Origin of the sequence: Bacillus sp. HMA207, assembly GCF_003402455.1 — a bacterium.
In the GTDB taxonomy this organism is placed as follows: domain Bacteria; phylum Bacillota; class Bacilli; order Bacillales; family Bacillaceae_G; genus Bacillus_A; species Bacillus_A cereus.
Genome location: NZ_BEZT01000005.1, coordinates 1 through 23,552 on the forward strand (window position 1 = coordinate 1; position 23,552 = coordinate 23,552).

Here is a 23,552-nt window from a genome sequence, read left to right on the forward strand (position 1 = left end):
TCAGGTCGGCTACGCATCGTTGCCTTGGTGAGCCGTTACCTCACCAACTAGCTAATGCGACGCGGGTCCATCCATAAGTGACAGCCGAAGCCGCCTTTCAATTTCGAACCATGCAGTTCAAAATGTTATCCGGTATTAGCCCCGGTTTCCCGGAGTTATCCCAGTCTTATGGGCAGGTTACCCACGTGTTACTCACCCGTCCGCCGCTAACTTCATAAGAGCAAGCTCTTAATCCATTCGCTCGACTTGCATGTATTAGGCACGCCGCCAGCGTTCATCCTGAGCCAGGATCAAACTCTCCAATAAAGTTAGTTTGTCTAGCATCTAAAATAAAAATTGACGTTTCACGTTGTTTGTTTCGTTCAGTTTTCAAAGAACTAAAAGCGGGTGAAGAGAATCGAACTCTCGACCAGAGCTTGGAAGGCTCTTGTTTTACCACTAAACTACACCCGCGTGGTCGGGAAGACAGGATTTGAACCTGCGACCCCCTGGTCCCAAACCAGGTGCTCTACCAAGCTGAGCCACTTCCCGTAATTGGCGCGCCCGAGAGGAGTCGAACCCCTAACCTCTTGATCCGTAGTCAAACGCTCTATCCAATTGAGCTACGGGCGCTTATTCATGATGTTTTTTCGTCGTTGTAATTTGGCGACTCAATTATCTTATCATACTACATTTTCAAATGCAAGTACTTTTTTAAGATTTTTTTGATGCGGCCGAGAGGACTTGAACCTCCACGGGGTTTCCCCCACTAGGCCCTCAACCTAGCGCGTCTGCCGTTCCGCCACGACCGCGCGGAAAAAACAAAAGTGAGCCATGAAGGACTCGAACCTTCGACCCTCTGATTAAAAGTCAGATGCTCTACCAACTGAGCTAATGGCTCGTAAATGGCTGGGCTAGCTGGATTCGAACCAGCGCATGACGGAGTCAAAGTCCGTTGCCTTACCGCTTGGCTATAGCCCATCGAAATAATAATCTTCTTTTCAAAGACAAATGTTATTGTAACATAATATCCAATAAAAAACAACTGCTATATAGCAGAAGTTAAAATGGCGGTCCCGACCGGGGTCGAACCGGCGATCTCCTGCGTGACAGGCAGGCATGTTAACCACTACACCACGGGACCATTTGGTTGCGGGGACAGGATTTGAACCTGCGACCTTCGGGTTATGAGCCCGACGAGCTACCGTGCTGCTCCACCCCGCGACAATACTATTCATATAAAATTATATGGTGGAGGATGACGGGATCGAACCGCCGACCCCCTGCTTGTAAGGCAGGTGCTCTCCCAGCTGAGCTAATCCTCCGAAGTGGTGACCCGTACGGGATTCGAACCCGTGTTACCGCCGTGAAAGGGCGGTGTCTTAACCACTTGACCAACGGGCCAATATGTATGGCAGAGAAGAAGGGATTCGAACCCTCGCACCGCGTTAGCGATCTACTCCCTTAGCAGGGGAGCCCCTTGAGCCACTTGGGTACTTCTCTGTATGGCTCCGCAGGTAGGACTCGAACCTACGACCGATCGGTTAACAGCCGATAGCTCTACCACTGAGCTACTGCGGAATAATGAAGACAATTTGTATCTTATAAAAATTCTCTCTGTAAGTCAAGAAGTTTTTAACAACATCTTGTTCAAACGTGACATGTTTATAATATACTGGATTGCGTTTTTACTGTCAAGATGTTTTCGATATCGGTTTGAGTTTCCCTTTACACTTTCCACAGACATATCTTTTTGTATTTATTTGACGCCTTCTTACATATTGAAGTGAACACTCCATACATTCATACTTATAAATCTTTTTTTCCTTCTCTTCATTAATCATTCGTTTACAAAAACGTGGTGCATCAACTTTCTTTAACAACTCACGAAAATCCCTTTCCCTGTGCTTATACCCTCTTCCTGCAATATGTAAGTGATAATGACAAAGCTCATGTTTAATAATCCCGACTAACTCTTCTTCACCATACACTTCGTAATATCGATAATTCAATTCGATATTATGACTCTTCAATAAATAACGCCCACCAGTTGTACGTAATCTATTATTAAACACCGCTTTATGTAAGAACGGCATCTCAAAGTATTGTAGTGACACTTCTTCCACTAGTCGCTGAATTTCTTGCTCATCCACTCTCATTCCTCCTAAACAAAAAAATATTTTTACACTTTTCTCCCTTCTTATACATATATTAAATAGTACATATACCCATCCTCATGTAAGAAGCGTGGTTTCTAAAAACAAAACATGAATAGAAATCCACTCACCAACCTCTCATCAATAGCATTTTAGATTTTTGAGAGCAGGATTAAACAAGGAGGGATTCCTATGCCTACGTGGCTAAAAAAACAAATGCAACGTGCATATTTCGAAAAAAACCGGTATCAAATTAAGTTATTAAATGAATGCTGGTTTTATTATAGCAAAATACATCAAAGCTCATAATCCATTACACTTTTTATTCCATAAAAAAAGAGCAGTTTCATCTGCTCTCTTCTCTTACTATTCAATCGGCAACATAGATAGTGCAACGCGTCCTTTTTTTGTATCAATATCATCTACCCATACTTTTACAATTTTCCCTACTGATACAACATCTAACGGATGCTTTACAAACTGTTTGCTAAGTTTAGAAATATGTACTAAACCATCTTGCTTTACGCCAACATCAACAAAAGCACCAAAATCAACAACGTTACGAACTGTTCCTTCTAATTCCATACCACGTTTTAAATCTTCTAATTTCAAAATCCCTTTTTTCAGAAGTGGTTTAGGCAACTCATCCCTCATATCGCGTTCTGGACTAATAAGCGCATCTATAATATCAACTAACGTCGGCTCCCCAACTCCTGTTTCTTGAGATAACTTAGAAATCTCTACTTCTTCCAATCTCTTTTGTAATTGCGGTTGTCCTACGTCATCTATCGATAACCCTAGACTCTTCAATAATAATTCAACATTTTTATATTGCTCTGGATGAATACCTGTTCGATCTAATGGATTCGCTCCTTCTAGTATACGTAAGAAACCTATACATTGTTCATACGTCTTTGCACCTAAACGTGGGATTTTCTTTAATTCCGTGCGCTTCGTGAATTTCCCATCTTCTTCTCTCTTTGCCACAATATTTTTCGCAACAGTTTTCGATAAACCTGAAACATATTGTAACAATGCAACCGAAGCCGTATTTACATTAACCCCAACTTGGTTAACAGCTGTTTCTACTACAAATGTTAATGACTCATTCAGTCTCTTTTGAGATACATCATGTTGGTATTGTCCAACCCCAACTGATTTAGGATCAATTTTCACAAGTTCAGCAAGTGGATCTTGCAGACGTCTCCCAATAGAAACGGCACTTCTCTCTTCAACTTGTAAATTTGGGAATTCCTCACGGGCTAAATCAGAAGCTGAATACACACTAGCACCCGCTTCATTTACAATAATATAAAAGACATCTCGGTTCACACTTTGTAATACATCTACTATAAACTCTTCTGTTTCTCTAGATGCTGTCCCATTACCAATTGCAATCATTTCAACTTGATATTTATCTATAATAGAAAGAACTTTCGTTTTTGCATCATCATATTTACGAACAGGTGGATGCGGATAAATAACATCGATATGTAGTACTTTCCCCGTATCATCTACTACAGATAATTTACAACCAGTTCTATATGCCGGATCTACCGCTAGCACGACTTTCCCTTTCATCGGAGGTTGTAATAATAAGTTACGTAAGTTCTCAGAGAAAATATGTATTGCTTGTTCTTCAGCTGTTTCTGTTAATTCTTTACGAATCTCTCTTTCGATTGAAGATTGAATTAATCGTTTATAACCATCTTCAATCGCTAATTGTACATAATGTGCACTTTTCGAATCGTTATCACGAATTACTTTCTTATTTAAGAAAGTTACTATCTCATCTACTGGCGGAACAACAGCAACTCTCAATATATCTTCTTTCTCGCCACGATTCATTGCTAATACACGATGTGGTACTACTTTTTGCAATGGTTCTTCATAACTGTAATACATTTCATATATATTCTTTTCATCTTTTTCTTCATCTTTCACGGACGAAGACATAACACCTTTTCTAAAAGTAACATTTCGAATCCAACTACGATACGCAGCTTCATCTGAAACCATTTCTGCAATAATGTCTTGTGCACCTTGTAAAGCTTCTTCTGCAGATTGCACTTCTTTCTCTACATTAATAAATTCCACTGCCTTTTTAGCCGGATCTTCTTTCTTATATAACAATAACCATTCAGCTAATGGTTCTAATCCTTTTTCTTTAGCAATTGTCGCTTTCGTTCTTCTTTTCTCTTTATATGGACGATATAGATCTTCTACTTCTTGCAACTTTGTAGCTTTAACAATTTGCTGTCGTAGCTCTTCTGTCAGTTTCCCCTTCTCATCAATAAGACGAAGAACTTCTTCCTTCCTATCTTCAAGTTGCATCATATATTGCCATCTCTCTAAAATCGTACGAATTTGCACCTCATCTAAAGAGCCTGTCCATTCTTTTCGGTAACGAGCAATAAATGGAACTGTGTTACCTTCTTCTGTTAATTGAATAACATGACGAACTTGCTTTTCGGTAAAGCCTAATTCTTTCACTAACATTTTCATTAACGCTTGTCGATTATCTACCATTTCCATATACAACCGTAACCTCCTCTATAATAAAAAAAGTTGCCCTTCAAAGAGAGCAACTTAAACTGCCGATTTAAAAATCTATTAGTCCTAAACTAATTTGTAACGCTTCATCTACACGACTCATCATCACTTCATCCAAATGAGTGATTTTGTCCGTTAAGCGTTGCTTATCGATTGTTCGAATCTGCTCAAGTAAAATAACAGAATCTCTCTCAAAACCATACTTTTTCGCATCAATTTCCACATGAGTGGGTAATTTCGCTTTTTGAATCTGTGCAGTAATAGCCGCTACAATCACCGTTGGACTAAAACGATTTCCGATGTCATTTTGAATGACAAGAACCGGACGAACGCCTCCTTGCTCAGAACCAACAACTGGGGAAAGGTCTGCAAAATACACGTCGCCGCGTTTTACAATCAAAATATTACCCCCCGCTAACTAAGCGTTCTACTGTATGAGCTGCTTCATACTCTGCTAAGAAAGCTTCAGATGCAATACCAAGATTAATTTTTCCCATTTCAATGTACCCACGTCGCATTGATTCATGTTGGTAGCGTTTCTTCGTCTTATGTTGACGCAATAACAATTGTGTTGCCTGGCAAATTAGTTCATGGCGATTCTTATTCTCTTGTTTTCCAATTCCGTCCAATTCCGTTACCATTTGCTTTGGCAACCGAACCACGATTTCAGTAGTTACACTTGATTCGGACACAAAAATACACCTCCACCGTCAACTACACACCCATATATATATATGACACCTATTGTAATAATACCATTGTATGGAGCCTGTTGCAAAGACTTCCTTATTCCTTGCTTATGTTTTCCAATTCACAAACAAAACATTCATCTTCTTAAATTTTTTATCTCATAACTCACTAAAAACAATAGAACTCCTCTTCAAAACTTACGTGCAACTTATATAAAAAATGATTATAAGTAAAAAGCTTCTCATCAAAAAGAGCTTATTATCCAGCAATGAACAGTCACCCCAATGACAAGAAGCAATCATACTACCTTCTATATATTGTTCAAGTAATTAATTATCTCTACAACCTTACCATTCCGTATAAATATTCTTGGCACACGGAAACTGATCGTTGCAATAATTTCATAATTAATAGTCCCTGAGTATTCCGCAACCTCTGTAGCGCTAATATACTCATCTCCTTGCCTTCCAATAAGCGTAACTTTCGTACCAAGTGGCACTTCACAAGGAAGATGAATCATGAACTGATCCATTGTTACTCGCCCTACAATCGGTACCCTTTTACCATTTATAAGCACTTCAAATCCTTGTAACCTTCTAAGCCACCCATCTGCATAGCCAATCGCTACAGTCGCAATCCATTCTTCAGTTTTCGTTCGGTAGGTGACGTTATAACTAATTCCATCACCTTTAATTACCTGTTTAATATGAGCGACTTTCGTATGAAGTGATAGCGCCGGTTCTAATTCAAATGGTAAAAAAGGACGTATTTCTACAGAAGGAGATAATCCATACATTGCAATCCCAATTCGCACTGCATTAAATGTAATCCCTTGAAAACGTAACGTGGCAGCACTATTAGCTGTATGAACAAACTTAGGATCCACTCCGAATTCTTTCAACCAACTTAACTGCTCTAAGAACGTGTTATATTGCTTATCAAAATACGAAGTCTCAACCTCATCTGCCGTTGCAAAATGCGTGTATACTCCTTCTAACTCTAAAAACGGTGCACCCTCTAAACTCTTTAAAAATTCTTTTAGCTCTTTTCTTTCACGTATTCCAATTCTCCCCATACCACTATCAAAGTTAATATGGAATTTCATTACAGATGAACCATCCCAAAGTTTAATTGCTTCGTCCACCCATTCTTTTTGAAAAACAGTTAGCGCTACATCATTTTCAGCAGCTACATTTACATCACGCGGCGGCGAGGGACCTAACACTAAAATCGGCTCAGTAATACCAGCCCTCCGAAGCACTAAAGCCTCATCTAAAAAAGCAACAGCTAACCTTGTTGCCCCTGCTTCTAATGCCGTTTTAGCCACCGGTACATAATCGTGCCCATATGCGTTTGCTTTAACTACAGCAAAAATCTCTACATTACTTGGGATGAACTCTTTAATATGTGTAACGTTGTTATAAATGGCATCTAAATCCACTTCCACCCAAGTGTCACGGTAAAATGGTGCTTCTTCCATAAATACACTTCCTTATACACGATATGCGAAGCTTATTCTTTTATATGCTTCTTTTATGAAATCCACCTTCAAACTAAGAAAAGACGTGGTGCACATATATCACCACGTCTAAGAAGTTTACTTCACCTGCTTCGCTGTAACTGAACGAGCAACCATTAACAGCTCCTTCGGCTCTAAACCTTTAGACACGAGCATATATTCTACTCCGTTATGCGACCACGTTACAGAGTCTTTTGTTAATGCACCAATCGTAAACCCAAGATCAACTGGTTCTCCACTTACACTTACCGCTGATGATGCCTCTGCAACTTTTGCCTTTTCTTGTATTAAAGTAAAGGATTTCTTATTTCCAGTGTATGTGAGTATCGCACGCTTGCCACTGTCTGTCTTCAACTCTTTTTCATCTTGCAGAGTCATACCTTGTGGTGTATCAAGTGGATACAAAATAGCAAACGGTTTGTCTTCTTTCGCTGTTGTTTGAACATCTACCTGCGCTCTAGACATATTTTGTTTCGTATCAAATGCACCTTTATCAAATTTCGCATCGAATTTCACTTTAGAGAAATCTACTTTCACAAGAACATTTTGATCATTATCCATTAACTTCACTGAAACTGGAGTCAAGTCGCTCTTATTCAATGTAATCTCTTGTCTCGGCAACATATTTTGATGTTGATAGTTTGTTTTTGTTTTAAAAATATAATACTTATCTGTTTTCTCAAAAGTAAGGTTTTTCTTGTCCTGCAAAATATCTCTTACAAGTGATTCATATAAATAAGCCTGGCTACTATTTTGCGGCCAATCACTTTGAAAACGGAAGCTCTTATTAAGTGCTGGCGTTAATACAAATACACCTTCTTCATTTCTCAAAATAATTTGGCTCTGATCTTTTTTTGCATTTTTTAAATTCACACGATAAAAAGACGGTTCCTTATGCCAAATCTCTACGTTATACTCTTGAGGCTCATTGCCTGTTTTAATAGATAATTTTGCCTCAGCTTGATAACTTTTCATCCCTTTTACTTTTGATTCTAAATCTCTCACGACATCATCTTGCTTCTTTTCCATACAACCCGCCAACACAAAAACGGTCAATAAACCGACAAGAACTAAAAACAGACGCCTTTTCATCAATTCAGCCCCTTTGCCCCTATAAATGAATGGAAGATGTACCTTCCTTATCGCTACCTCAAATATATGAGACAAAGATATAAAATATGCAGACTAGCGTGACGAGCTTTCTAAAACAACTTGAGCAACAGCAAATTCCTTACTATGACTAATTGATAAATGAACAATATGCTCTGTACTTGTAATCAGAATTGGCTTACCTCTTTCATCATTTTTCACTTCAATATCTAAAAAACTCACTTCTTTTCCGATACCAGTACCTACAGCTTTTGAATACGCCTCTTTCGCTGCAAACCTTCCAGCTACAAACTCTGTAAGGCGACTTCCTTTCAGCTCCATAGCAACATTACGTTCATTTTCCGTTAAAATACGTTCCATAAATTTAAGCTTTCCATCTAGCATTTTTTCAATACGATTTAATTCAATAATATCGATACCAATCCCTATAATCATTTCAAAATCCCCTTCTTCTATTTAACTTTCTTCTTTCATATTGATAAGAATAACAGAGAATCTTTCTGATGCAAAAGGGGTGATAGTAACCGTATGCTAATAAGATCCACTCATATTTCTTTACAACCGACTATTCTTACCTTACTGCTTATTCATTTAGTCATGATGATATTAGGCGACTTTTTTCTCTTACCACTGGCAGCCTCTAATGAATATATCGCGAAAGGAGAATGGTGGCGTGTCATAACTTCTCTTCTCGTACACGTAGACTTACAACATTTTCTTTCTAATAGTATTTTTTTGTTTGCTCTTGGTTCTTCTATCGAAAAGCAACTCGGACACTTTTCTTTTTTTATTCTATTTTTTCTCTCTGGAATTTCTGGAAATATTTCTTCTTATATTATTATGCCGCTTGAATATATTCACGCAGGTGCATCAGGTGGTATTTTCGGACTATTAGGTGCACAGTTATTTTTATTGTACAATCGATACCGCTCTTCAAAACCAAAAGAAATTGCCATTTTCTCAATTATGATACTTCTATTACTGCTATTTACTTTCTTTAACCCTTCTGCCAATCCGATCAGTCATTTAACAGGTTTAATAACCGGTGGCATTTTAACCCCTTTTTTAACAAAAAAAAACGATGGTGCAAAGCTTATTTAATATAAAAGCTTGCACCATCGATAATTTCTACATCTACTTGTTCACTTAAATCTCTCATTAATTGAAATAAAGACTCATCCTTCATCTTCGCCTCAATCATACAATCAATTTGCGGAACACTTCCCTTTATCCTTCTTAAAAAAGATAAAAATGCGTCTACATTAATATAATCTGCATGAGCTCTTGGATCTTTTCCCTCTCTAGGGCTAGAGATATGCATTTTAATCGGCAACAAAGACGTTTCCCACGTATGAACAACACGTGCCCAATCTTCATACCAATCTTCTTGCTCATTATTCATCATATGGTGATGCAAGTCAAATACGACGGGAATATCTAATTTTTCTCCTAAATATAATGTTTCCTCTAACGTAAAGGTTGTATCATCATTTTCTAATATAATCATTTCTTGAATACCCCTTGGGACATTCGACCAATTCTCTATAAAGCGCTCTAATGCAAGTTCCTTATCTTTATATCCTCCTCCAACATGCAGTACACATCGTTGCTTATGTTCAATCCCCATGCCTTTTAATAATTTTTTGTGCATCTGCAATGTTTTTACAGATTGTTTAAAAACACTCTCCTCAGGTGAATTTAGTACAACAAAATGATCTGGATGGAAATCAATTCTCATATTCATATGAACTGCATATTCACCTAGTTTTTTTAAATTTTCTTTTAACGGACGAATATAGTTCCACTCTAGCAATTCCTCATGATTCGCTAAAGGAATGAGCTTTGAACTGAGCCGAAAGAAAGATATGTCATGCCCTTTATTATGCTTTAATAAACGTAAACAATTTTCTAAATTGGAATTAGCAATTCTTTCAAGCTTACGAATTGCAGCATCACGATCATCTAATTTCTGAAACTGTGCATACGTCATCGTTTGAGATGGAGATGCATTCTTCAAATGTACACTCATCGCAACGTAACCAAGCCTTACAAGCATATAACAGCCCCTTTTCTATCATAACTATTATGTAGTATGCACAATTATAGAAATAAAAAAAGAGAATGCCCGCAAAGGGCATTCTCTTTTTTATTAAGCTTGTGGACGGCTATGATGTTTTCTTTCGCCGCGTCCATTTGAAGAACCAGGGCGACCTTGGCCTTCACCTCTACGACCACGACTACCACCATCACGATTACGATCGCGGTTACCATCACGATTGCGATCACGGTTTCCGTCACGATTACGTCCATCACGGTTACGGTCACGATTACGTCCATCGCCACCGCCGCGTGCATCACGACTACGATTACGGTTACCATCACGGTATCCGCCTCCGTTACCGCCGCGTTTTTTAGAACCGCCGCCTCTTGAAACAACAGGTGGTTCTGATGTTAAAGCGATCGGAGTTGTATCCGGCTCTTTAGTCATCATTTTTAAAGCAGCAGCTACTACTGTTACAGAGTCATTTTCTTCTAACATTTCTTCTGCAATACGCTTGTAGTATGCTAAGTTTTCATTTTCAATTGTGCTTTGAAGCTTTTCAGCGATTAAACGTTGTTGACCTTCTAATGCCTCGTCAAGTGTCGGTGCATCCATACGGTCCATTTTACGTTTTGTTGTACGCTCGATATTTTTTAATTGTCCTGATTCACGTGGTGTTACAAATAGCATTGCAATACCTTTTTTACCTGCACGACCAGTACGACCGATACGGTGAACGTATGATTCTGGATCTTGTGGAATATCGAAGTTATATACGTGCGTTACGCCTGAAATATCAAGACCACGTGCAGCAACGTCTGTTGCAACAAGAACTTCAATAGAACCTTCTTTAAATTTACGTAATACAGACATACGTTTCGCCTGAGTTAAATCACCGTGAATACCTTCTGCAGCATAACCACGTAAGTTTAATGCTTCTGATAATTCATCAACACGACGCTTTGTACGACCGAATACGATTGCAAGCTCTGGAGATTGAATATCTAATAAGCGTGTTAACACGTCAAACTTTTTCTTTTCTTGCACTTCTAAATAGAACTGCTGAATGTTTGGCATTGTTACTTCTTTTGCTTTTACTTTAATGTGTTGAGGCTCAGTCATGAAACGCTCAGCAATACGGCGGATTGGATCCGGCATTGTCGCTGAGAATAGTAATGTTTGATGTGTTTCTGGCACATCTGTTAAAATTGCTTCAATGTCTTCAATGAAGCCCATGTTTAACATTTCATCCGCTTCGTCAAGAACAACTGTCTCTACGTTTTGCAGACGAAGTGTTTTACGGTTAATATGATCTAAAATACGACCCGGCGTACCAACAATAATGTGTGGGTGTTTTTTTAGAGCACGAATTTGGCGGTTAATATCTTGACCACCATAAATTGGTAAAATACGAACGCGTTTATGCTTACCAATTTTGTATAATTCTTCTCCAACTTGAATTGCTAATTCACGCGTTGGCGCGATAACAATACCTTGAACCGATTCTTTATGTGTATCCACTTTATCTAATAGTGGTAATCCGAATGCTGCTGTTTTCCCTGTACCTGTTTGCGCTTGCCCAATAATATCTTTACCTTGCAATGCATGTGGAATTGTTTCAGCTTGAATTGGTGTAGCCTCTTCAAAGCCCATACTTTCAACAGATTGCAGTAAAGAATCACTTAATCCTAATTCTCGAAATGTTGTCAATGTTACTTCTCCTTTTCTATCCTATACTTATCATTTAAAAAAAGGCGTTTTCCGAATTTGCGGAAAAGCCCTTTTCCTGAATGCTCACGTATATAAACGGGCGTATATTCTTCACGAAAATACTTCTAAACGTTATTACACTTTATCAATTATAAGTTTTGTATGTGTAAAAAGCAAACCCAACTGTTACCTTATTTTCATATTCAGAGTTTTTTTCTTCACTTTTATTTTTTTATATTTACTGTAAGCGCTTATTATAAGTTTCTTCTATTTTCGTAACTATCATCCCTATTTATATACACCAATTATTTCAACATCGTAATTACTTCTTCTAATTTCATACCGCGAGATGCTTTTATTAATACAACATCTTTCACATCGACTACTGCTTGTAAATCTTTTACTAACTCTTCTTTATTATCATACGCCTTTACACGTTCATTAGGGAAATTAATTTTCGCTCCTTCAGCAATTTGAGCCCCTAATCTACCGTATGTGAATACATGTGAGATTTTTGCTGGATCAATTAATTTTCCTACCTCATAATGGAACTGTACTTCTTGATCTCCAAGTTCTAACATATCACCGAGCACAACGATTTTTTTAGCAAAACCATCTAAACCATTCATTAAATGGAATGCTGCTTCCATAGCCGTCGGGCTTGCATTATAAGCATCGTTGATAATTGTTAAACCACTATTTGTTTTCACAATTTCCATACGCATGCCCGTCATTTGAAGTGTTACTAAACCTTCTTTCATCTCTTCCCACGTTACACCAAAATGTTTCGCAATTGCCATTGAAGCAAGTGTATTATACACATTATGTTTTCCTAACACCGGTAAGTAGAATGAAATATTTTCATCTCTATTCATTTTGAAATGTGTCCCAGTTGCTTGTAATGTTACAGTCGTTGGATAATAATCGTTTGCTCTTGCATCACCAAACGTAACCGTTTCTGCTGCTAAATTCATTCCAGGAACACGATTCGTTAATAAAGGCTCATCTCCGTTATATACGAACACGCCACCTTCTTGTAATCCTGTAACAATTTCTAATTTCGCCTCAGCAATTGCCTCACGAGATCCTAAATCCATTAAATGTGCCTCACCAATATTTGTAATGATAGCTGCATTAGGACGAGCTAACTTAGATAAGAATTCAATTTCGCCTCGGCTTGACATACCCATCTCTAATACTGCTACTTCTGTATTTTCTTCTAAGTTTAAAATGGTAAGAGGTAATCCGATATGGTTATTGAAGTTCCCTTCTGTTTTTTGCACTTTGAATTTAGTCGCAAGAAGACTTGTTACAATATCTTTCGTAGATGTTTTACCGTTACTACCCGTTACACCTACAACTTTAACATCCAATTGATCGCGATAGTTTTTCGCTAACATTTGCAATGCCGATAGCGTGTCTTCTACAAAAATAACCGGAAGATTCTCAGGTGGATTCGCTACATCTTTCATCCATAATGTAGCCACAGCTCCATTTTCAACAGCTTTATCTACAAAAGCATGTCCATCGAAGCGCTCCCCTTGAATCGGAACATACAAGTTTCCTTTTTCAATTTTTCTCGTATCAATAGACACGCCTTGAATAGTAATTCCCTCATATTGCTCTGCTAATTCAGTACCATTTACCATCTGTTCCACTTGCTTTAACATTCGCTTTATCATATATAAACGCTCCTTACATAGAGGAAGCACTATTCCTATGAATAGTGCTTCCTCCTTTTTTGTTAGATTGTATATTTAATTTTTTGTTTTTCTTCGTGACGTTCAATCGCTAAACGAATTAGCTCTTCGATTAATTCTGGATACGGTAACCCAGTATGTTGCCATAATAGAGGGAACATACTGAACGGTGTAAATCCTGGCATTGTGTTTACTTCGTTAATATACACTTCTCCATCTTTCGTTAAGAAGAAATCAGCTCGCGTTAAACCTGCACCGTCTAATGATTGGAATGCAATAATCGCATCACGCTTAATTACATTAGATTCTTCTTCTGTCATTTCAGCTGGAATAATTAGCGCCGTATCACCATCGATATATTTCGACTTATAATCATAGAAGTCCTTTTTCGGAACGATTTCACCTACAACTGAACATTTCGGCTCATCATTACCTAGTACCCCAACTTCTACTTCACGACCTACAATATTTTCTTCTACAATAATTTTGCGATCAAATTGGAATGCCTCTACAAATGCATCCTCAAGTTCTTCACGATTTTTACACTTATTAATACCAACACTTGAACCAAGGTTCGCTGGTTTTACGAAGCAAGGATATCCTAACTTATCTTCTACTTTAGAATAAGCTTCCTCACGATTTTTTTCCCATGCACTACGAATGAAGGATGCATATTTTGCTTGTTTTAAACCAGCCTCTGCAAAGATGTTTTTCATAACAACTTTATCCATACCAGCAGATGATGCTAGAACACCATTTCCTACATAAGGGATATTCATTAATTCTAATAGTCCTTGAACCGTTCCATCTTCACCGTTTGGTCCATGTAGTAATGGGAAAATAACGTCAATAGCGTTCTCCTCAGAAGCTGCAGATGGGATAATTTCTGTACTTAATGATAACGGAGAAATCGCATTTTCTGCACCGCTCATTTTTAAAGCTTCAACATCTGTTACTTCGCCTTCAATACGCTCACCGCGTACCCATTGACCTTGTTCTGTAATATAAATTGGATGAATCTCGAATTTATCTTGATTTAACGCTTTAATAGCAGCAAGAGCCGTCTGTAGCGAAACTTGATGCTCAGCTGATTTTCCACCATATAATAAACCTAATTTAATTTTCGTCAATGAAATCACCCTAACCAATTGTTTTCATTTTTCTATTTTAGCACTTTTTATAAAAATAGGTAGTTCCTATTTGAAATAAAATGTAACTTCCATAAATAATTAAATAACATCACTTATTGGTTTTTCATTTCATTTTCTATATAGCTACACAAAATAAAATGGCAATCTAATCTAGTTATGTACCTAAAATATGTAGAAATCCCCTTTTTTGTGTATGTCACCTATTCACTAAGAAGATTGTTTGGTTAGTGTGTCTTTTTGCCTTTGCTCCACAAGGCGATCTAAAGAAACATATACAATACCTGCAACTACACATCCTACAGCTAAAATTGTAAATAGAAAGTGACCAAGTAATCGATCTAATAAAAAACCGCCCAAAAGTGGACCAAATGCGCTTCCTGTAATCCACTGCAAACCTGCAGCTCCCATATAAGTCCCTCTCAAATGCTCAGGGGCCAAATTTGCTACAAATGTCATCTGTACAGGCGACATAATCATCTCACCTAACGTATATATAGCATAAACGAACAGTAATATTATTAAAATAATTGTAGCATTTGTATTAAATTCTCCAAACCACTTCGGTAACCACCCTATAAAAAATAATCCAATCCCGAATAAACATGCACCATATAACATCGTCTTCCCGACCGGTTTATCCGTAGCCCATTTTGAAATTTGAAACTGGAATAAAACAACTAATAGTCCGTTTAACGCCATTAAATATGGATATGGATTATTCGTTCCAAAAATATGCTTCATTTCATTATCAAAATGTAGTGGCAACATGCCTTCCGTTTGAGAAAACCCCATCGAAATGATAATGCCTGCTAATAAGTAAATCATTAATACCTTATCTCGCATTACAATTTTCCAAACTGCCCCAGCTTCCTTTTCTTTATGTTCTTCCTTATCTGTCCTTTTTGGCATCGTCTCTTGAATAAGAAGTAATACAAGTAACGCATAAAATAGCATTGTAGAAGAGGCAATAATAAACACAAGGTTCTTTGACAACACAACTACTGATGCTCCCATTATCGGACCAATCGCAGCACCTATATTGTGTCCCATTCGTAATAAACCATATGCCTCTGTTCTTTTTTCTGGTGCCGTTACATCCGCGACCATAGCTGATGCAGCTGGATGAAATAAAGAATTACTCAACCCTAAAAAAATAGATAAAATTGCATATGGAATAAATCCTTCTATAAATAGAAAACCGAGCATTAATAATGCATTACTTGCCATAGAAAATATCATAATAGGCTTTCTTCCATATATGTCAGCAATTCTCCCTCCTATAAGTGATCCAAAACTTGCAGCAATTGGAGAAAGCGCCATAATAACCCCAACTTCCAACAACGAATCCACCTTATCTTTTAAATATAATGCAAAAAAAGGCATTAACATCATCATTGCAATTCCATTTAACGTCTCTCCAATAAATCGAATCCATACGTTACGGTCCATCTCCCTTAACTCACGCCACGTATTTTTCATCATTTCACCCCTTTAGTTAGCCAACAATTATCTTATAATAAGTTCAGAAAAATGTAAATTTTCAAATAAAAAATCCATTCTAACAGAATTAGAATGGATTTTTTCACTTATAAATTTGCAACATCTTCTTCTTTTTTACTATTATTTAAAGCACTATGTTTTCGGCTATATAAGAAGTAAACCGCTATACCAATAACCATCCATATCCCAAAACTAATCCATGCTGTCCCCGATAATTGAAGCATTAAGTATAAACAGAAGATCACTGTTAATGCTGGTAAAAATGGTACAAGCGGAGCCTTAAATGCCCTTGGTAAGTCTGGATGTGTTCTTCTCATTACGATTACCGCAACAGCTACGAGTGCAAATGCTGACAATGTCCCCATATTTACAAGATGTGCTAAAACATTTAAATCTATTAATCCTGAAATCAGTGCCGCAATAATTCCCGTTGTCCATGTATTTAAAAATGGCGTTTTAAATTTCGGATGAACTTTAGCAAGACGTTTCGGCAGTAAACCATCTCGGCTCATCGCATAAGAAACACGAACTTGCCCATACATCATAACTAGCATTACTGTTGTAATTCCTGTAATTGCTCCTACCGAAATTACCCCCGCTAAACCATCTTGTCCAATAAATTGAAGTGCAAAAGCAACTGGATCTGATATATTTAGCTGTCCGTATGGAACAATTCCTGTCAAAATAAGCGAAACAACGATATAAAGAACTGTACAAATTAATAACGATGCAATAATACCAATTGGTAAATCACGTTGCGGACGTTTCACTTCTTCTGCCGCTGTTGAAACTGCATCAAATCCTATAAATGCGAAGAATACTGTAGCCGCTCCAGCCATTACACCATCTAAACCAAATGGCATAAAAGGCGTCCAGTTTTCAGGTTTCACATAATTAAAACCAGCAAAGATAAAAATAAGAACAACTGCTATTTTAATAAATACCATAATGTTATTTACTCGTGCACTTTCACGAACACCCCTAGATAAAAGAACTGTCATCACTAAAATAATTAGAACTGCAGGTAGATCAATTATTCCACCCTTACCTGTACCAGGAGCCGAGGAGAGAATAGTCGGAATATGAATTCCAAACCCCTTTAATAAAGATTGAAAATATGCAGACCAACCGTTCGCTACAGCAGATGTAGCAAGTAAATATTCCAGCATTAAGTCCCAGCCAATTAAAAATGCGAATACTTCCCCCATCGTCGCGTATGTATACGTATACACACTGCCCGAGACAGGAACTGAAGAAGCAAATTCAGCATAACAAAATGCAGCAAAGGCACAAGCTAGAGCGGCAATCGCAAATGATAATATAATAGCTGGCCCAGAATGTTTCGCTGCCACAACACCCGTTAGAACAAAAATACCAGTTCCAACAATTGCTCCGATTCCAAGCATAGTTAAATCTAGCGCGCCCAATGTTCTTGCTAACGTTTTTTGCTTACTTTCTTGCATTAACTTTGCAATTGGCTTCTTTTGAAAAATTTGCTTCATCTTTCACTCCTCCAAGTTTTAAATTTTCTGAAAATTTTTAATTCGCTTTTTTATTTTACTCATTACGCTTTTCCTAGTCAATACTTTTGTCGAAACAAGTAGAAATTCTTCTGAATATGCACGCCCCTTATTATTCTTTCTATATATCTTTCCATTATTTTTTTGGTATTATTATACATGTCGATTCCGTGAAAAAGGCATGCCCCCTTATTGAGAGCATGCCTTTTTTACTTATTTCACAGTATATGAACCTTGTTCAATCCAGCTATACATATACTTTTCATCTTCTGTTTCATGTGCTTGTTTTACAATACGAAGCGGACGGAATGTGTCTATCATAACAGCTAATTCAAGCGTCTCTTTCTTCCCTATACTTGCCTCTGTTTTCCCCGGATGCGGCCCATGGGGAATCCCGCTCGGATGAAGTGTAATAGAACCTTCTTCCACACCTTTGCGACTCATAAAGTTTCCTTCTACATAGTAAAGAACTTCATCACTATTAACATTACTATGATAATATGGTGCCGGAATTGACTCTGGATGATAATCGTATAAACGTGGTACGAAAGAACAAATAACAAAATTATGTCCTTCAAATGTTTGATGTACTGGCGGTGGCTGATGAATGCGCCCTGTAATTGGTTCAAAATCCTCTACATTAAATACCCACGGATATAAATAGCCATCCCATCCCACAACATCTAACGGGTGGTGTCCTAAAACATGTTTATGCATATAGCCTCTTGATTTTGTCATTACGACAAACTCGCCTTTTTCATCATATGTCTCTAATTTTTCTGGACCACGAAGATCTCTTTCACAAAACGGACTATGCTCTAACAATTGTCCGTATTCATTTCGATAACGACGCGGCGTTGTAATTTGGCTATTCGCCTCTACAACAAGAAACTTAGTCTCTCCTTCATCTGGAATAACACGATAAATCGTTCCAATTGGAATCGTTACATAGTCGCCTTTTCTATAGTGAATCGTTCCAAACATCGTTTCAATTTTCCCTGTTCCATAATGAACAAATAACATTTCGTCGCCATCACCATTACGATAGAAATAATCCATTTTTTCTGTTGGACTCACTACTCCAATTAATAAATCTTCATTTCCAAGTATGAAATTCCGTCCACTTATTGCATCACCACTTTTTTTACTTTCTTTCGTTCGAAAGTGGCGATGAGAAAGAGCAACATCCTCTTCATACTGCAACTGACAAGAATGCGATAATGCAGAATGACCTACTTCTGTCGGCATATAATGATGATACAAAATAGACTGCGTACCAGAAAAACCTTTTGTTCCCATTACCTGTTCACGATAAAGCGATCCATCTTTTTTACGAAATTGTACATGTCGTTTATGAGGTAGTTCTCCCATGTGACGATAAAACATGCCCATCACCCGCTTCCTTTTCTTTTTTGATCGTATTACGTAGTGTACCTAAACCAGTAATCGACAGTTCTACAACATCTCCATCTTGTAGCCACTCTTCTGTACCCAGTTCTAAAATACATCCTGTTCCTACTGTCCCAGAACCAATCACATCTCCTGGATATAACGTAACGTCCTCTGAAGCACGTTCAATCATTTCAGCAAATGTATAGTAAATATCTTGGAAGTTTCCTTTTGATAATAGTTTTCCATTTACATGAGCAGTCATTTCTAAATTATATCGATCACCATTACGATAAACGTCTAATTCCTCTTTCGTAACAAGATGTGCTCCTAAAGAAGTTGCAAAGTCTTTTCCTTTCGCTGGACCGAGACCTACTTTCATTTCTGTTGCTTGTAAGTCTCTCGCACTCCAGTCGTTCATAATACAATAACCAAAAATATATTCCTCTGCTTGCTCACGAGAAATATTTCGCCCTTCTCTTCCTATTACGCAAGCAATCTCCAACTCATAATCAAGCTTTTTAGACTTTTTCGGACCAATTACAAAATCACTGGAACCAATTACAGCACGATGATTAGTAAAATAAAAAACCGGAATATCATACCATTCAGGCACAACATCTAATCCTCTTCGTCCGCGAGCTGTTTTTACATGTTGTTCAAATGCGTAAAAATCTCGAATACTACTCGGATTAGGAAGAGCAGCTGTCAATTGTACTTCTTCTAAAGCATATATACCCTTATTTGGATTCTTAATATTCCGCACTACTTCTACATACTCATCCGCTTTCTCTAAAAAAGCAATCATAGAAGAAGGGATTTTCCCTTCACTAGCAAGATTCATATCTATTACTTTGTCACCTTCAAGCCATCCAGCCCGTAGTTCTTTTGAAGGAAGACGAAATGTAACAAATTTCATCCTGATTCCTCCTTATAAAAATGAAATTTCCACCAGCAAAGGGACTTTTGCTGGTGGATACAAATCTTATAAGTTTCCGCGACGCTCTTGTTCTCTTTCAATTGATTCGAATAACGCTTTAAAGTTTCCTTCACCAAATCCACGAGAACCTTTACGTTGAATGATTTCAATAAATAAAGTCGGGCGATCTACAATTGGTTTCGTAAAGATTTGTAGTAAGTAACCTTCATCATCACGATCTACTAAGATCTTTAATTCTTTTAACTTATCAATTTCTTCATCGATTTTTCCAACTCGTGCAGTTAACTCATCATAATAAGTATCAGGTGTATCTAAAAACTCCACACCATTTGCACGAAGCGCTTCAACTGTTTTAACAATATCACTTGTTAATAAAGCAAGATGTTGTACACCAGCTCCATTATAGAATTCTAGATACTCTTGAATTTGTGACTTTCTCTTTCCATCTGCTGGTTCGTTAATAGGAAACTTAATACGACTTCCATTCGTCATAACTTTCGACATTAACGCCGAATACTCTGTACTAATATCGTCATCATCAAAATGAATCATTTGTTTAAAGCCCATAACATTCTCGTAATAACTAACCCACTCTTCCATTTTTTCAACATTACCAACTACATGATCAACAGCAATTAAACCAGACTCTTCAAATGGAATATTAAATTCTACCTTTTGGAATCCTGGCATAAATGCCCCTTTATAATTTTTACGCTCTACAAGCGTATGAATTGTATCACCATACGTACCAATAACTGCTTTTTTCAATGTACCGTCCTCATCTGTTAATTCCTGCGGTGGAGCAATTGCGACGGCACCACGTTTCACTGCTTCTGAGTATGCTTTATCAACATCATCAACAAGTAGTGCCACATCCTTCACGCCATCACCATGAGTCTTTACAAACTCTGCAATACGATTTTCACTACTTAAAGCTCCAGACACAACGAAACGCATATTTTTTTGCACAAGAACATAAGAGACCTTTTCACGGTTTCCAGTTTCTAATCCAGAGTAAGCCACAATTTTGAATCCGAACGCTCTCGCAAGATAATAACTCGATTGCTTTGCATTCCCTACGTAAAATTCCAAATGATCTACATCACGTACTGGAAAAAAGTCCTCCATTTGTGCAGCTAGCGTATCCATAGATTTTTGTTTCATAATATCTTCATCCCCCTGTAAATAGATTAAATGGTCCATACTTAAAACCAACCGAAAACGCTTCCAACATTAATTAATAGAAATTAGTTAGCAAGCTAACAAATTCTGACCTTTAAAATTTTCTATCTTTTCTGTCAAATTCCTCTTTTTTTCTTACATATAAAATTCGACTTTTTTCTCTTTGAAATAAAGCGGGATTTTATTCAGTGGATTTTTGATTATTCGTTGAATCAAGTTTCAACCGCAGCGTTTAATTAGCCATGAATGCTGGATAATGAGGTAACTTTAATACTTGAGGGGATATAAGAAGAATATAAAAAAGACTCCAACATATTAACTACTTACTAATACGTTAGAGTCTTTATTTTTTTTGAATGATTGTATTTATATATCTCATACTAATACATTTGCAAGGAATAGAATAAATGATGTTAATATTACTGCTCCACCTAAGGATCCTAATAAATCTGTTTTTGTTACTTGAAACACTTGTTCACTGTTCATATCCCTCATTCTCCTTCCTTTTTTGTTTGATTTAAAACTTCTATTATACTAATACACTTGATAAAAATACGATTAATGCTGTTAATACTACCGCTCCACTTGCTGATCCTACGAAGTCACCTTTTGTTACTTGTAATACTTGCTCTTTCATATCTTTCATTCTCCCTTCTTTTTCCTTTGTTACAAAGCTTCTATTATACTAATACGCTTGATAGAAATACGATTAACGCTGTTAATACTACTGCTCCACTTGCTGATCCTACGAAGTCACCTTTTGTTACTTGTAATACTTGCTCTTTCATATCTTTCATTCTCCCTTCTTTTTTCTTTTGTTACAAAGCTTCTATTATACTAATACGCTTGATAGAAATACGATTAACGCTGTTAATACTACCGCTCCACTTGCTGATCCTACGAAGTCACCTTTTGTTACTTGTAATACTTGCTCTTTCATATCTTTCATTCTCCCTTCTTTTTCTTTTGTTACAAAACTTCTATTATACTAATACGCTTGATAGAAATACGATTAATGCTGTTAATACTACCGCTCCACTTGCTGATCCTACGAAATCACCTTTTGTTACTTGTAATACTTGCTCTTTCATATCATTTATCCTCCCTTTTTATAAGTTATCTATATGTAATTTCTAAGAAATGTTTATTTCATAGTTTTTATGTTAACGTTACATTAATTTTGATAACGTAACGTTTGTAACATTAATGTAACATAACTATTATTACGTTGCAATATAATTACGTAAAATTTATTACACTTTTTTTACGTTTTTTTATAATAACCCTCAAAAACCTTTATTTAATGCGTTTTTCACTAAGTTCACGTTTGTAACATTCGTGTAACATTACAGTCATAAAGTGAAATGTATTCATATTCCTCTCTATTTTTGTTACAAATCGTTTATTTAGTGACACTAAACCTATCTAATCTTTACTTACTTTTAATATGAGATAAAATACCGTCTTTCCAAGATAAGTTTATATGTTTCCTCTATATAACTATGTATAATAAAAACAAAGAGGTGGTCATTTTGAAATTAATCGCATTAGATATGGATGGTACACTACTATCATCTAATCTTGAAATCTCCAAAGAAAACCTACAAGCAATCCAAACTGCACAAGAAGCTGGTCATATTGTAATGATCTGTTCTGGTCGTGCGAAAGAGGATGCTTTAAAGCTATTGGAAGAATATAAATTATCTCTTCCAGTCGGAGCGAGCAATGGGGCTATTGTTTATGTGGATGGAAAAGTAATTAACTCGCGTTGTATACAAAACGACAAAGTGTACAAACTTGCAAAATTACTAGAATCTGAAGGTTTCCCATATAAGCTATATACGAATAAAGGAGTTTATTCTCCATATACATGGCAAGATCAAGTGATGCAAGCATTCGAAGAAAATAAGCATGCGCTTGATGTTACATTAGAGGAACTTGAACGAATTACAGAAAAGCAAAAGAAATCGAACCTAATTACTGATTTCAAAAAAATAGAAGATGTTGTAAATAACCAAGAACTAGAAATATCTAAATTCTTCATTTTAACGTTTAATGCAGCGCATCGCGCACAACTATTAAGTATATTACAAGAAGATGCTGATATTATGGTTACAGCATCAGCTCCTACTAACTTAGAAATTATGGATAAGAATGGACATAAAGGAAACGGGATACAGCAGATGGCAGCTCATTTTAATATCCCTATTGAAGATACAGTTGCTATTGGTGATAATTTTAATGATGTACCGATGTTAGAAGTAGCAGGCTTATCTGTTGCAATGGGCAACGCTGAAGAAGATGTAAAAAAGCTATGTGATGTTGTAACACTAACAAACAATGAACATGGTGTTGCTCACGCAATCGAGCAATTTGTATTGAAACAAACTTCATCTAGTAAATAAAAAAGGA

The 23,552-nt window shown here is 36.9% G+C and carries 24 protein-coding genes, 12 tRNA genes and 1 rRNA gene; 3 read left to right on the forward strand and 34 right to left on the reverse strand.

What is annotated here, in order from left to right; all coding sequences use genetic code 11:
- The 14 genes from HMAS_RS25540 to HMAS_RS25605 all read right to left on the reverse strand — a co-directional run.
- Positions 1-306, reverse strand: a 16S ribosomal RNA gene (locus HMAS_RS25540); the annotation flags it as partial.
- A 76-nt stretch (positions 307-382) separates the two neighbouring features.
- A tRNA-Gly gene (locus HMAS_RS25545) sits at positions 383-453 on the reverse strand.
- 1 nt (position 454) lies between these two features.
- A tRNA-Pro gene (locus HMAS_RS25550) sits at positions 455-531 on the reverse strand.
- A gap of 4 nt (positions 532-535) precedes the next feature.
- Positions 536-612 (reverse strand) — tRNA-Arg (locus HMAS_RS25555).
- Between the two features lie 96 nt (positions 613-708).
- Positions 709-791: transfer RNA gene (locus HMAS_RS25560), tRNA-Leu, on the reverse strand.
- A gap of 16 nt (positions 792-807) precedes the next feature.
- A tRNA-Lys gene (locus tag HMAS_RS25565) sits at positions 808-880 on the reverse strand.
- Between the two features lie 5 nt (positions 881-885).
- Positions 886-960, reverse strand: a tRNA-Gln gene (locus HMAS_RS25570).
- Between the two features lie 87 nt (positions 961-1,047).
- Positions 1,048-1,123, reverse strand: a tRNA-Asp gene (locus HMAS_RS25575).
- 3 nt (positions 1,124-1,126) lie between these two features.
- Positions 1,127-1,203: transfer RNA gene (locus tag HMAS_RS25580), tRNA-Met, on the reverse strand.
- A gap of 25 nt (positions 1,204-1,228) precedes the next feature.
- Positions 1,229-1,304, reverse strand: a tRNA-Val gene (locus HMAS_RS25585).
- 4 nt (positions 1,305-1,308) lie between these two features.
- Positions 1,309-1,383 (reverse strand) — tRNA-Glu (locus tag HMAS_RS25590).
- 8 nt (positions 1,384-1,391) lie between these two features.
- Positions 1,392-1,482 (reverse strand) — tRNA-Ser (locus HMAS_RS25595).
- Between the two features lie 3 nt (positions 1,483-1,485).
- Positions 1,486-1,560: transfer RNA gene (locus HMAS_RS25600), tRNA-Asn, on the reverse strand.
- A 113-nt stretch (positions 1,561-1,673) separates the two neighbouring features.
- Positions 1,674-2,132, reverse strand: a complete 459-nt coding sequence (locus HMAS_RS25605) for a SprT family protein (RefSeq protein ID WP_044306889.1) — start codon at positions 2,130-2,132, stop codon at positions 1,674-1,676.
- 195 nt (positions 2,133-2,327) lie between these two features.
- On the opposite strand from HMAS_RS25605, the gene cmpA reads away from it, so the two are divergent.
- Positions 2,328-2,444: a cortex morphogenetic protein CmpA gene (gene cmpA, locus HMAS_RS25610; RefSeq protein ID WP_001143642.1), complete on the forward strand. Its 117-nt coding sequence runs from the start codon at positions 2,328-2,330 to the stop codon at positions 2,442-2,444.
- 57 nt (positions 2,445-2,501) lie between these two features.
- Here cmpA and HMAS_RS25615 read toward each other — a convergent pair whose 3' ends face one another.
- From HMAS_RS25615 to acpS, 6 genes are all read right to left on the reverse strand, one after another.
- On the reverse strand, positions 2,502-4,670 hold the full coding sequence (locus HMAS_RS25615; RefSeq protein ID WP_044306890.1) for a Tex family protein: 2,169 nt from the start codon (positions 4,668-4,670) through the stop codon (positions 2,502-2,504).
- 67 nt (positions 4,671-4,737) lie between these two features.
- Complete coding sequence (gene ndoA, locus HMAS_RS25620) at positions 4,738-5,088, reverse strand: type II toxin-antitoxin system endoribonuclease NdoA (RefSeq protein ID WP_000635965.1); 351 nt, start codon at positions 5,086-5,088, stop codon at positions 4,738-4,740.
- Positions 5,089-5,092: 4 nt separating this feature from the next.
- On the reverse strand, positions 5,093-5,380 hold the full coding sequence (locus tag HMAS_RS25625) for an antitoxin EndoAI (protein ID WP_000004570.1): 288 nt from the start codon (positions 5,378-5,380) through the stop codon (positions 5,093-5,095).
- 308 nt (positions 5,381-5,688) lie between these two features.
- Entirely contained in the window at positions 5,689-6,858 is a 1,170-nt protein-coding gene (gene alr, locus HMAS_RS25630; RefSeq protein ID WP_000390615.1) for an alanine racemase, read from the reverse strand.
- Between the two features lie 117 nt (positions 6,859-6,975).
- The gene (locus HMAS_RS25635) at positions 6,976-7,926 is read right to left on the reverse strand and encodes a LolA family protein (RefSeq protein ID WP_002004297.1); all 951 of its coding nucleotides are present in this window, start codon (positions 7,924-7,926) and stop codon (positions 6,976-6,978) included.
- 156 nt (positions 7,927-8,082) lie between these two features.
- Positions 8,083-8,442, reverse strand: coding sequence for a holo-ACP synthase (gene acpS, locus HMAS_RS25640; RefSeq protein WP_000583415.1), 360 nt, complete (start codon positions 8,440-8,442; stop codon positions 8,083-8,085).
- A 93-nt stretch (positions 8,443-8,535) separates the two neighbouring features.
- Between acpS and HMAS_RS25645 the strand changes: the two genes are divergently transcribed.
- Positions 8,536-9,108: a rhomboid family intramembrane serine protease gene (locus HMAS_RS25645; protein WP_000908523.1), complete on the forward strand. Its 573-nt coding sequence runs from the start codon at positions 8,536-8,538 to the stop codon at positions 9,106-9,108.
- Here HMAS_RS25645 and uvsE read toward each other — a convergent pair.
- From uvsE to HMAS_RS25715, 14 genes are all read right to left on the reverse strand, one after another.
- A complete protein-coding gene (gene uvsE, locus HMAS_RS25650) occupies positions 9,101-10,063 on the reverse strand; it encodes a UV DNA damage repair endonuclease UvsE (protein WP_000961166.1) in 963 nt (320 codons plus the stop codon). The two genes, HMAS_RS25645 and uvsE, sit on opposite strands and share 8 nt — an antisense overlap.
- A 93-nt stretch (positions 10,064-10,156) precedes the next feature.
- Positions 10,157-11,758 (reverse strand): DEAD/DEAH box helicase, encoded by a 1,602-nt coding sequence (locus HMAS_RS25655; RefSeq protein WP_000206585.1) that lies wholly within the window; start codon positions 11,756-11,758, stop codon positions 10,157-10,159.
- Between the two features lie 305 nt (positions 11,759-12,063).
- Positions 12,064-13,440, reverse strand: coding sequence for a UDP-N-acetylmuramoyl-tripeptide--D-alanyl-D-alanine ligase (gene murF, locus HMAS_RS25660; RefSeq protein ID WP_000595957.1), 1,377 nt, complete (start codon positions 13,438-13,440; stop codon positions 12,064-12,066).
- Positions 13,441-13,502: 62 nt separating this feature from the next.
- Entirely contained in the window at positions 13,503-14,588 is a 1,086-nt protein-coding gene (locus HMAS_RS25665; RefSeq protein ID WP_000161427.1) for a D-alanine--D-alanine ligase, read from the reverse strand.
- Positions 14,589-14,816: 228 nt separating this feature from the next.
- Positions 14,817-16,088, reverse strand: a complete 1,272-nt coding sequence (locus HMAS_RS25670) for an MDR family MFS transporter (protein WP_046392318.1) — start codon at positions 16,086-16,088, stop codon at positions 14,817-14,819.
- A 107-nt stretch (positions 16,089-16,195) separates the two neighbouring features.
- Positions 16,196-17,611, reverse strand: a complete 1,416-nt coding sequence (locus tag HMAS_RS25675) for an amino acid permease (protein ID WP_000809361.1) — start codon at positions 17,609-17,611, stop codon at positions 16,196-16,198.
- A gap of 231 nt (positions 17,612-17,842) precedes the next feature.
- Entirely contained in the window at positions 17,843-19,015 is a 1,173-nt protein-coding gene (locus HMAS_RS25680) for a homogentisate 1,2-dioxygenase (protein WP_013141710.1), read from the reverse strand.
- Positions 18,981-19,937 (reverse strand): fumarylacetoacetate hydrolase family protein, encoded by a 957-nt coding sequence (locus HMAS_RS25685; RefSeq protein WP_000674004.1) that lies wholly within the window; start codon positions 19,935-19,937, stop codon positions 18,981-18,983. Before HMAS_RS25685 ends, HMAS_RS25680 begins: the two co-directional genes overlap by 35 nt.
- Positions 19,938-20,003: 66 nt before the next feature.
- Positions 20,004-21,122, reverse strand: a complete 1,119-nt coding sequence (gene hppD / locus HMAS_RS25690) for a 4-hydroxyphenylpyruvate dioxygenase (RefSeq protein ID WP_000810922.1) — start codon at positions 21,120-21,122, stop codon at positions 20,004-20,006.
- Between the two features lie 393 nt (positions 21,123-21,515).
- Positions 21,516-21,626, reverse strand: coding sequence for a DUF3948 family protein (locus HMAS_RS25695; protein WP_001083690.1), 111 nt, complete (start codon positions 21,624-21,626; stop codon positions 21,516-21,518).
- Between the two features lie 43 nt (positions 21,627-21,669).
- Positions 21,670-21,786 (reverse strand): DUF3948 family protein, encoded by a 117-nt coding sequence (locus HMAS_RS25700; protein ID WP_000654250.1) that lies wholly within the window; start codon positions 21,784-21,786, stop codon positions 21,670-21,672.
- A 34-nt stretch (positions 21,787-21,820) separates the two neighbouring features.
- Positions 21,821-21,928, reverse strand: a complete 108-nt coding sequence (locus HMAS_RS25705) for a DUF3948 family protein (protein ID WP_000664237.1) — start codon at positions 21,926-21,928, stop codon at positions 21,821-21,823.
- A gap of 44 nt (positions 21,929-21,972) precedes the next feature.
- Entirely contained in the window at positions 21,973-22,089 is a 117-nt protein-coding gene (locus HMAS_RS25710; protein ID WP_000654250.1) for a DUF3948 family protein, read from the reverse strand.
- Between the two features lie 34 nt (positions 22,090-22,123).
- A complete protein-coding gene (locus HMAS_RS25715; RefSeq protein ID WP_000664237.1) occupies positions 22,124-22,231 on the reverse strand; it encodes a DUF3948 family protein in 108 nt (35 codons plus the stop codon).
- Positions 22,232-22,672: 441 nt separating this feature from the next.
- Between HMAS_RS25715 and HMAS_RS25720 the strand changes: the two genes are divergently transcribed.
- Entirely contained in the window at positions 22,673-23,545 is an 873-nt protein-coding gene (locus HMAS_RS25720; RefSeq protein WP_000766421.1) for a Cof-type HAD-IIB family hydrolase, read from the forward strand.
- Positions 23,546-23,552 lie beyond the last annotated feature (7 nt).

Coding starts and splice junctions, on each gene's coding strand:
- HMAS_RS25615 (WP_044306890.1), bottom strand. CDS start 4,670: ATGGAAATGGTAGATAATCGACAAGCGTTAATGAAAATGTTAGTGAAA.
- HMAS_RS25670 (WP_046392318.1), bottom strand. CDS start 16,088: ATGAAAAATACGTGGCGTGAGTTAAGGGAGATGGACCGTAACGTATGG.
- HMAS_RS25700 (WP_000654250.1), bottom strand. CDS start 21,786: ATGAAAGATATGAAAGAGCAAGTATTACAAGTAACAAAAGGTGACTTC.
- murF (WP_000595957.1), bottom strand. CDS start 13,440: ATGATAAAGCGAATGTTAAAGCAAGTGGAACAGATGGTAAATGGTACT.
- alr (WP_000390615.1), bottom strand. CDS start 6,858: ATGGAAGAAGCACCATTTTACCGTGACACTTGGGTGGAAGTGGATTTA.
- HMAS_RS25715 (WP_000664237.1), bottom strand. CDS start 22,231: ATGAAAGAGCAAGTATTACAAGTAACAAAAGGTGATTTCGTAGGATCA.
- HMAS_RS25705 (WP_000664237.1), bottom strand. CDS start 21,928: ATGAAAGAGCAAGTATTACAAGTAACAAAAGGTGACTTCGTAGGATCA.
- HMAS_RS25645 (WP_000908523.1), top strand. CDS start 8,536: ATGCTAATAAGATCCACTCATATTTCTTTACAACCGACTATTCTTACC.
- hppD (WP_000810922.1), bottom strand. CDS start 21,122: ATGAAACAAAAATCTATGGATACGCTAGCTGCACAAATGGAGGACTTT.
- HMAS_RS25680 (WP_013141710.1), bottom strand. CDS start 19,015: ATGTTTTATCGTCACATGGGAGAACTACCTCATAAACGACATGTACAA.
- uvsE (WP_000961166.1), bottom strand. CDS start 10,063: ATGCTTGTAAGGCTTGGTTACGTTGCGATGAGTGTACATTTGAAGAAT.
- HMAS_RS25635 (WP_002004297.1), bottom strand. CDS start 7,926: ATGGAAAAGAAGCAAGATGATGTCGTGAGAGATTTAGAATCAAAAGTA.
- HMAS_RS25685 (WP_000674004.1), bottom strand. CDS start 19,937: ATGAAATTTGTTACATTTCGTCTTCCTTCAAAAGAACTACGGGCTGGA.
- cmpA (WP_001143642.1), top strand. CDS start 2,328: ATGCCTACGTGGCTAAAAAAACAAATGCAACGTGCATATTTCGAAAAA.
- HMAS_RS25675 (WP_000809361.1), bottom strand. CDS start 17,611: ATGAAGCAAATTTTTCAAAAGAAGCCAATTGCAAAGTTAATGCAAGAA.
- acpS (WP_000583415.1), bottom strand. CDS start 8,442: ATGATTATAGGGATTGGTATCGATATTATTGAATTAAATCGTATTGAA.
- HMAS_RS25695 (WP_001083690.1), bottom strand. CDS start 21,626: ATGAACAGTGAACAAGTGTTTCAAGTAACAAAAACAGATTTATTAGGA.
- HMAS_RS25710 (WP_000654250.1), bottom strand. CDS start 22,089: ATGAAAGATATGAAAGAGCAAGTATTACAAGTAACAAAAGGTGACTTC.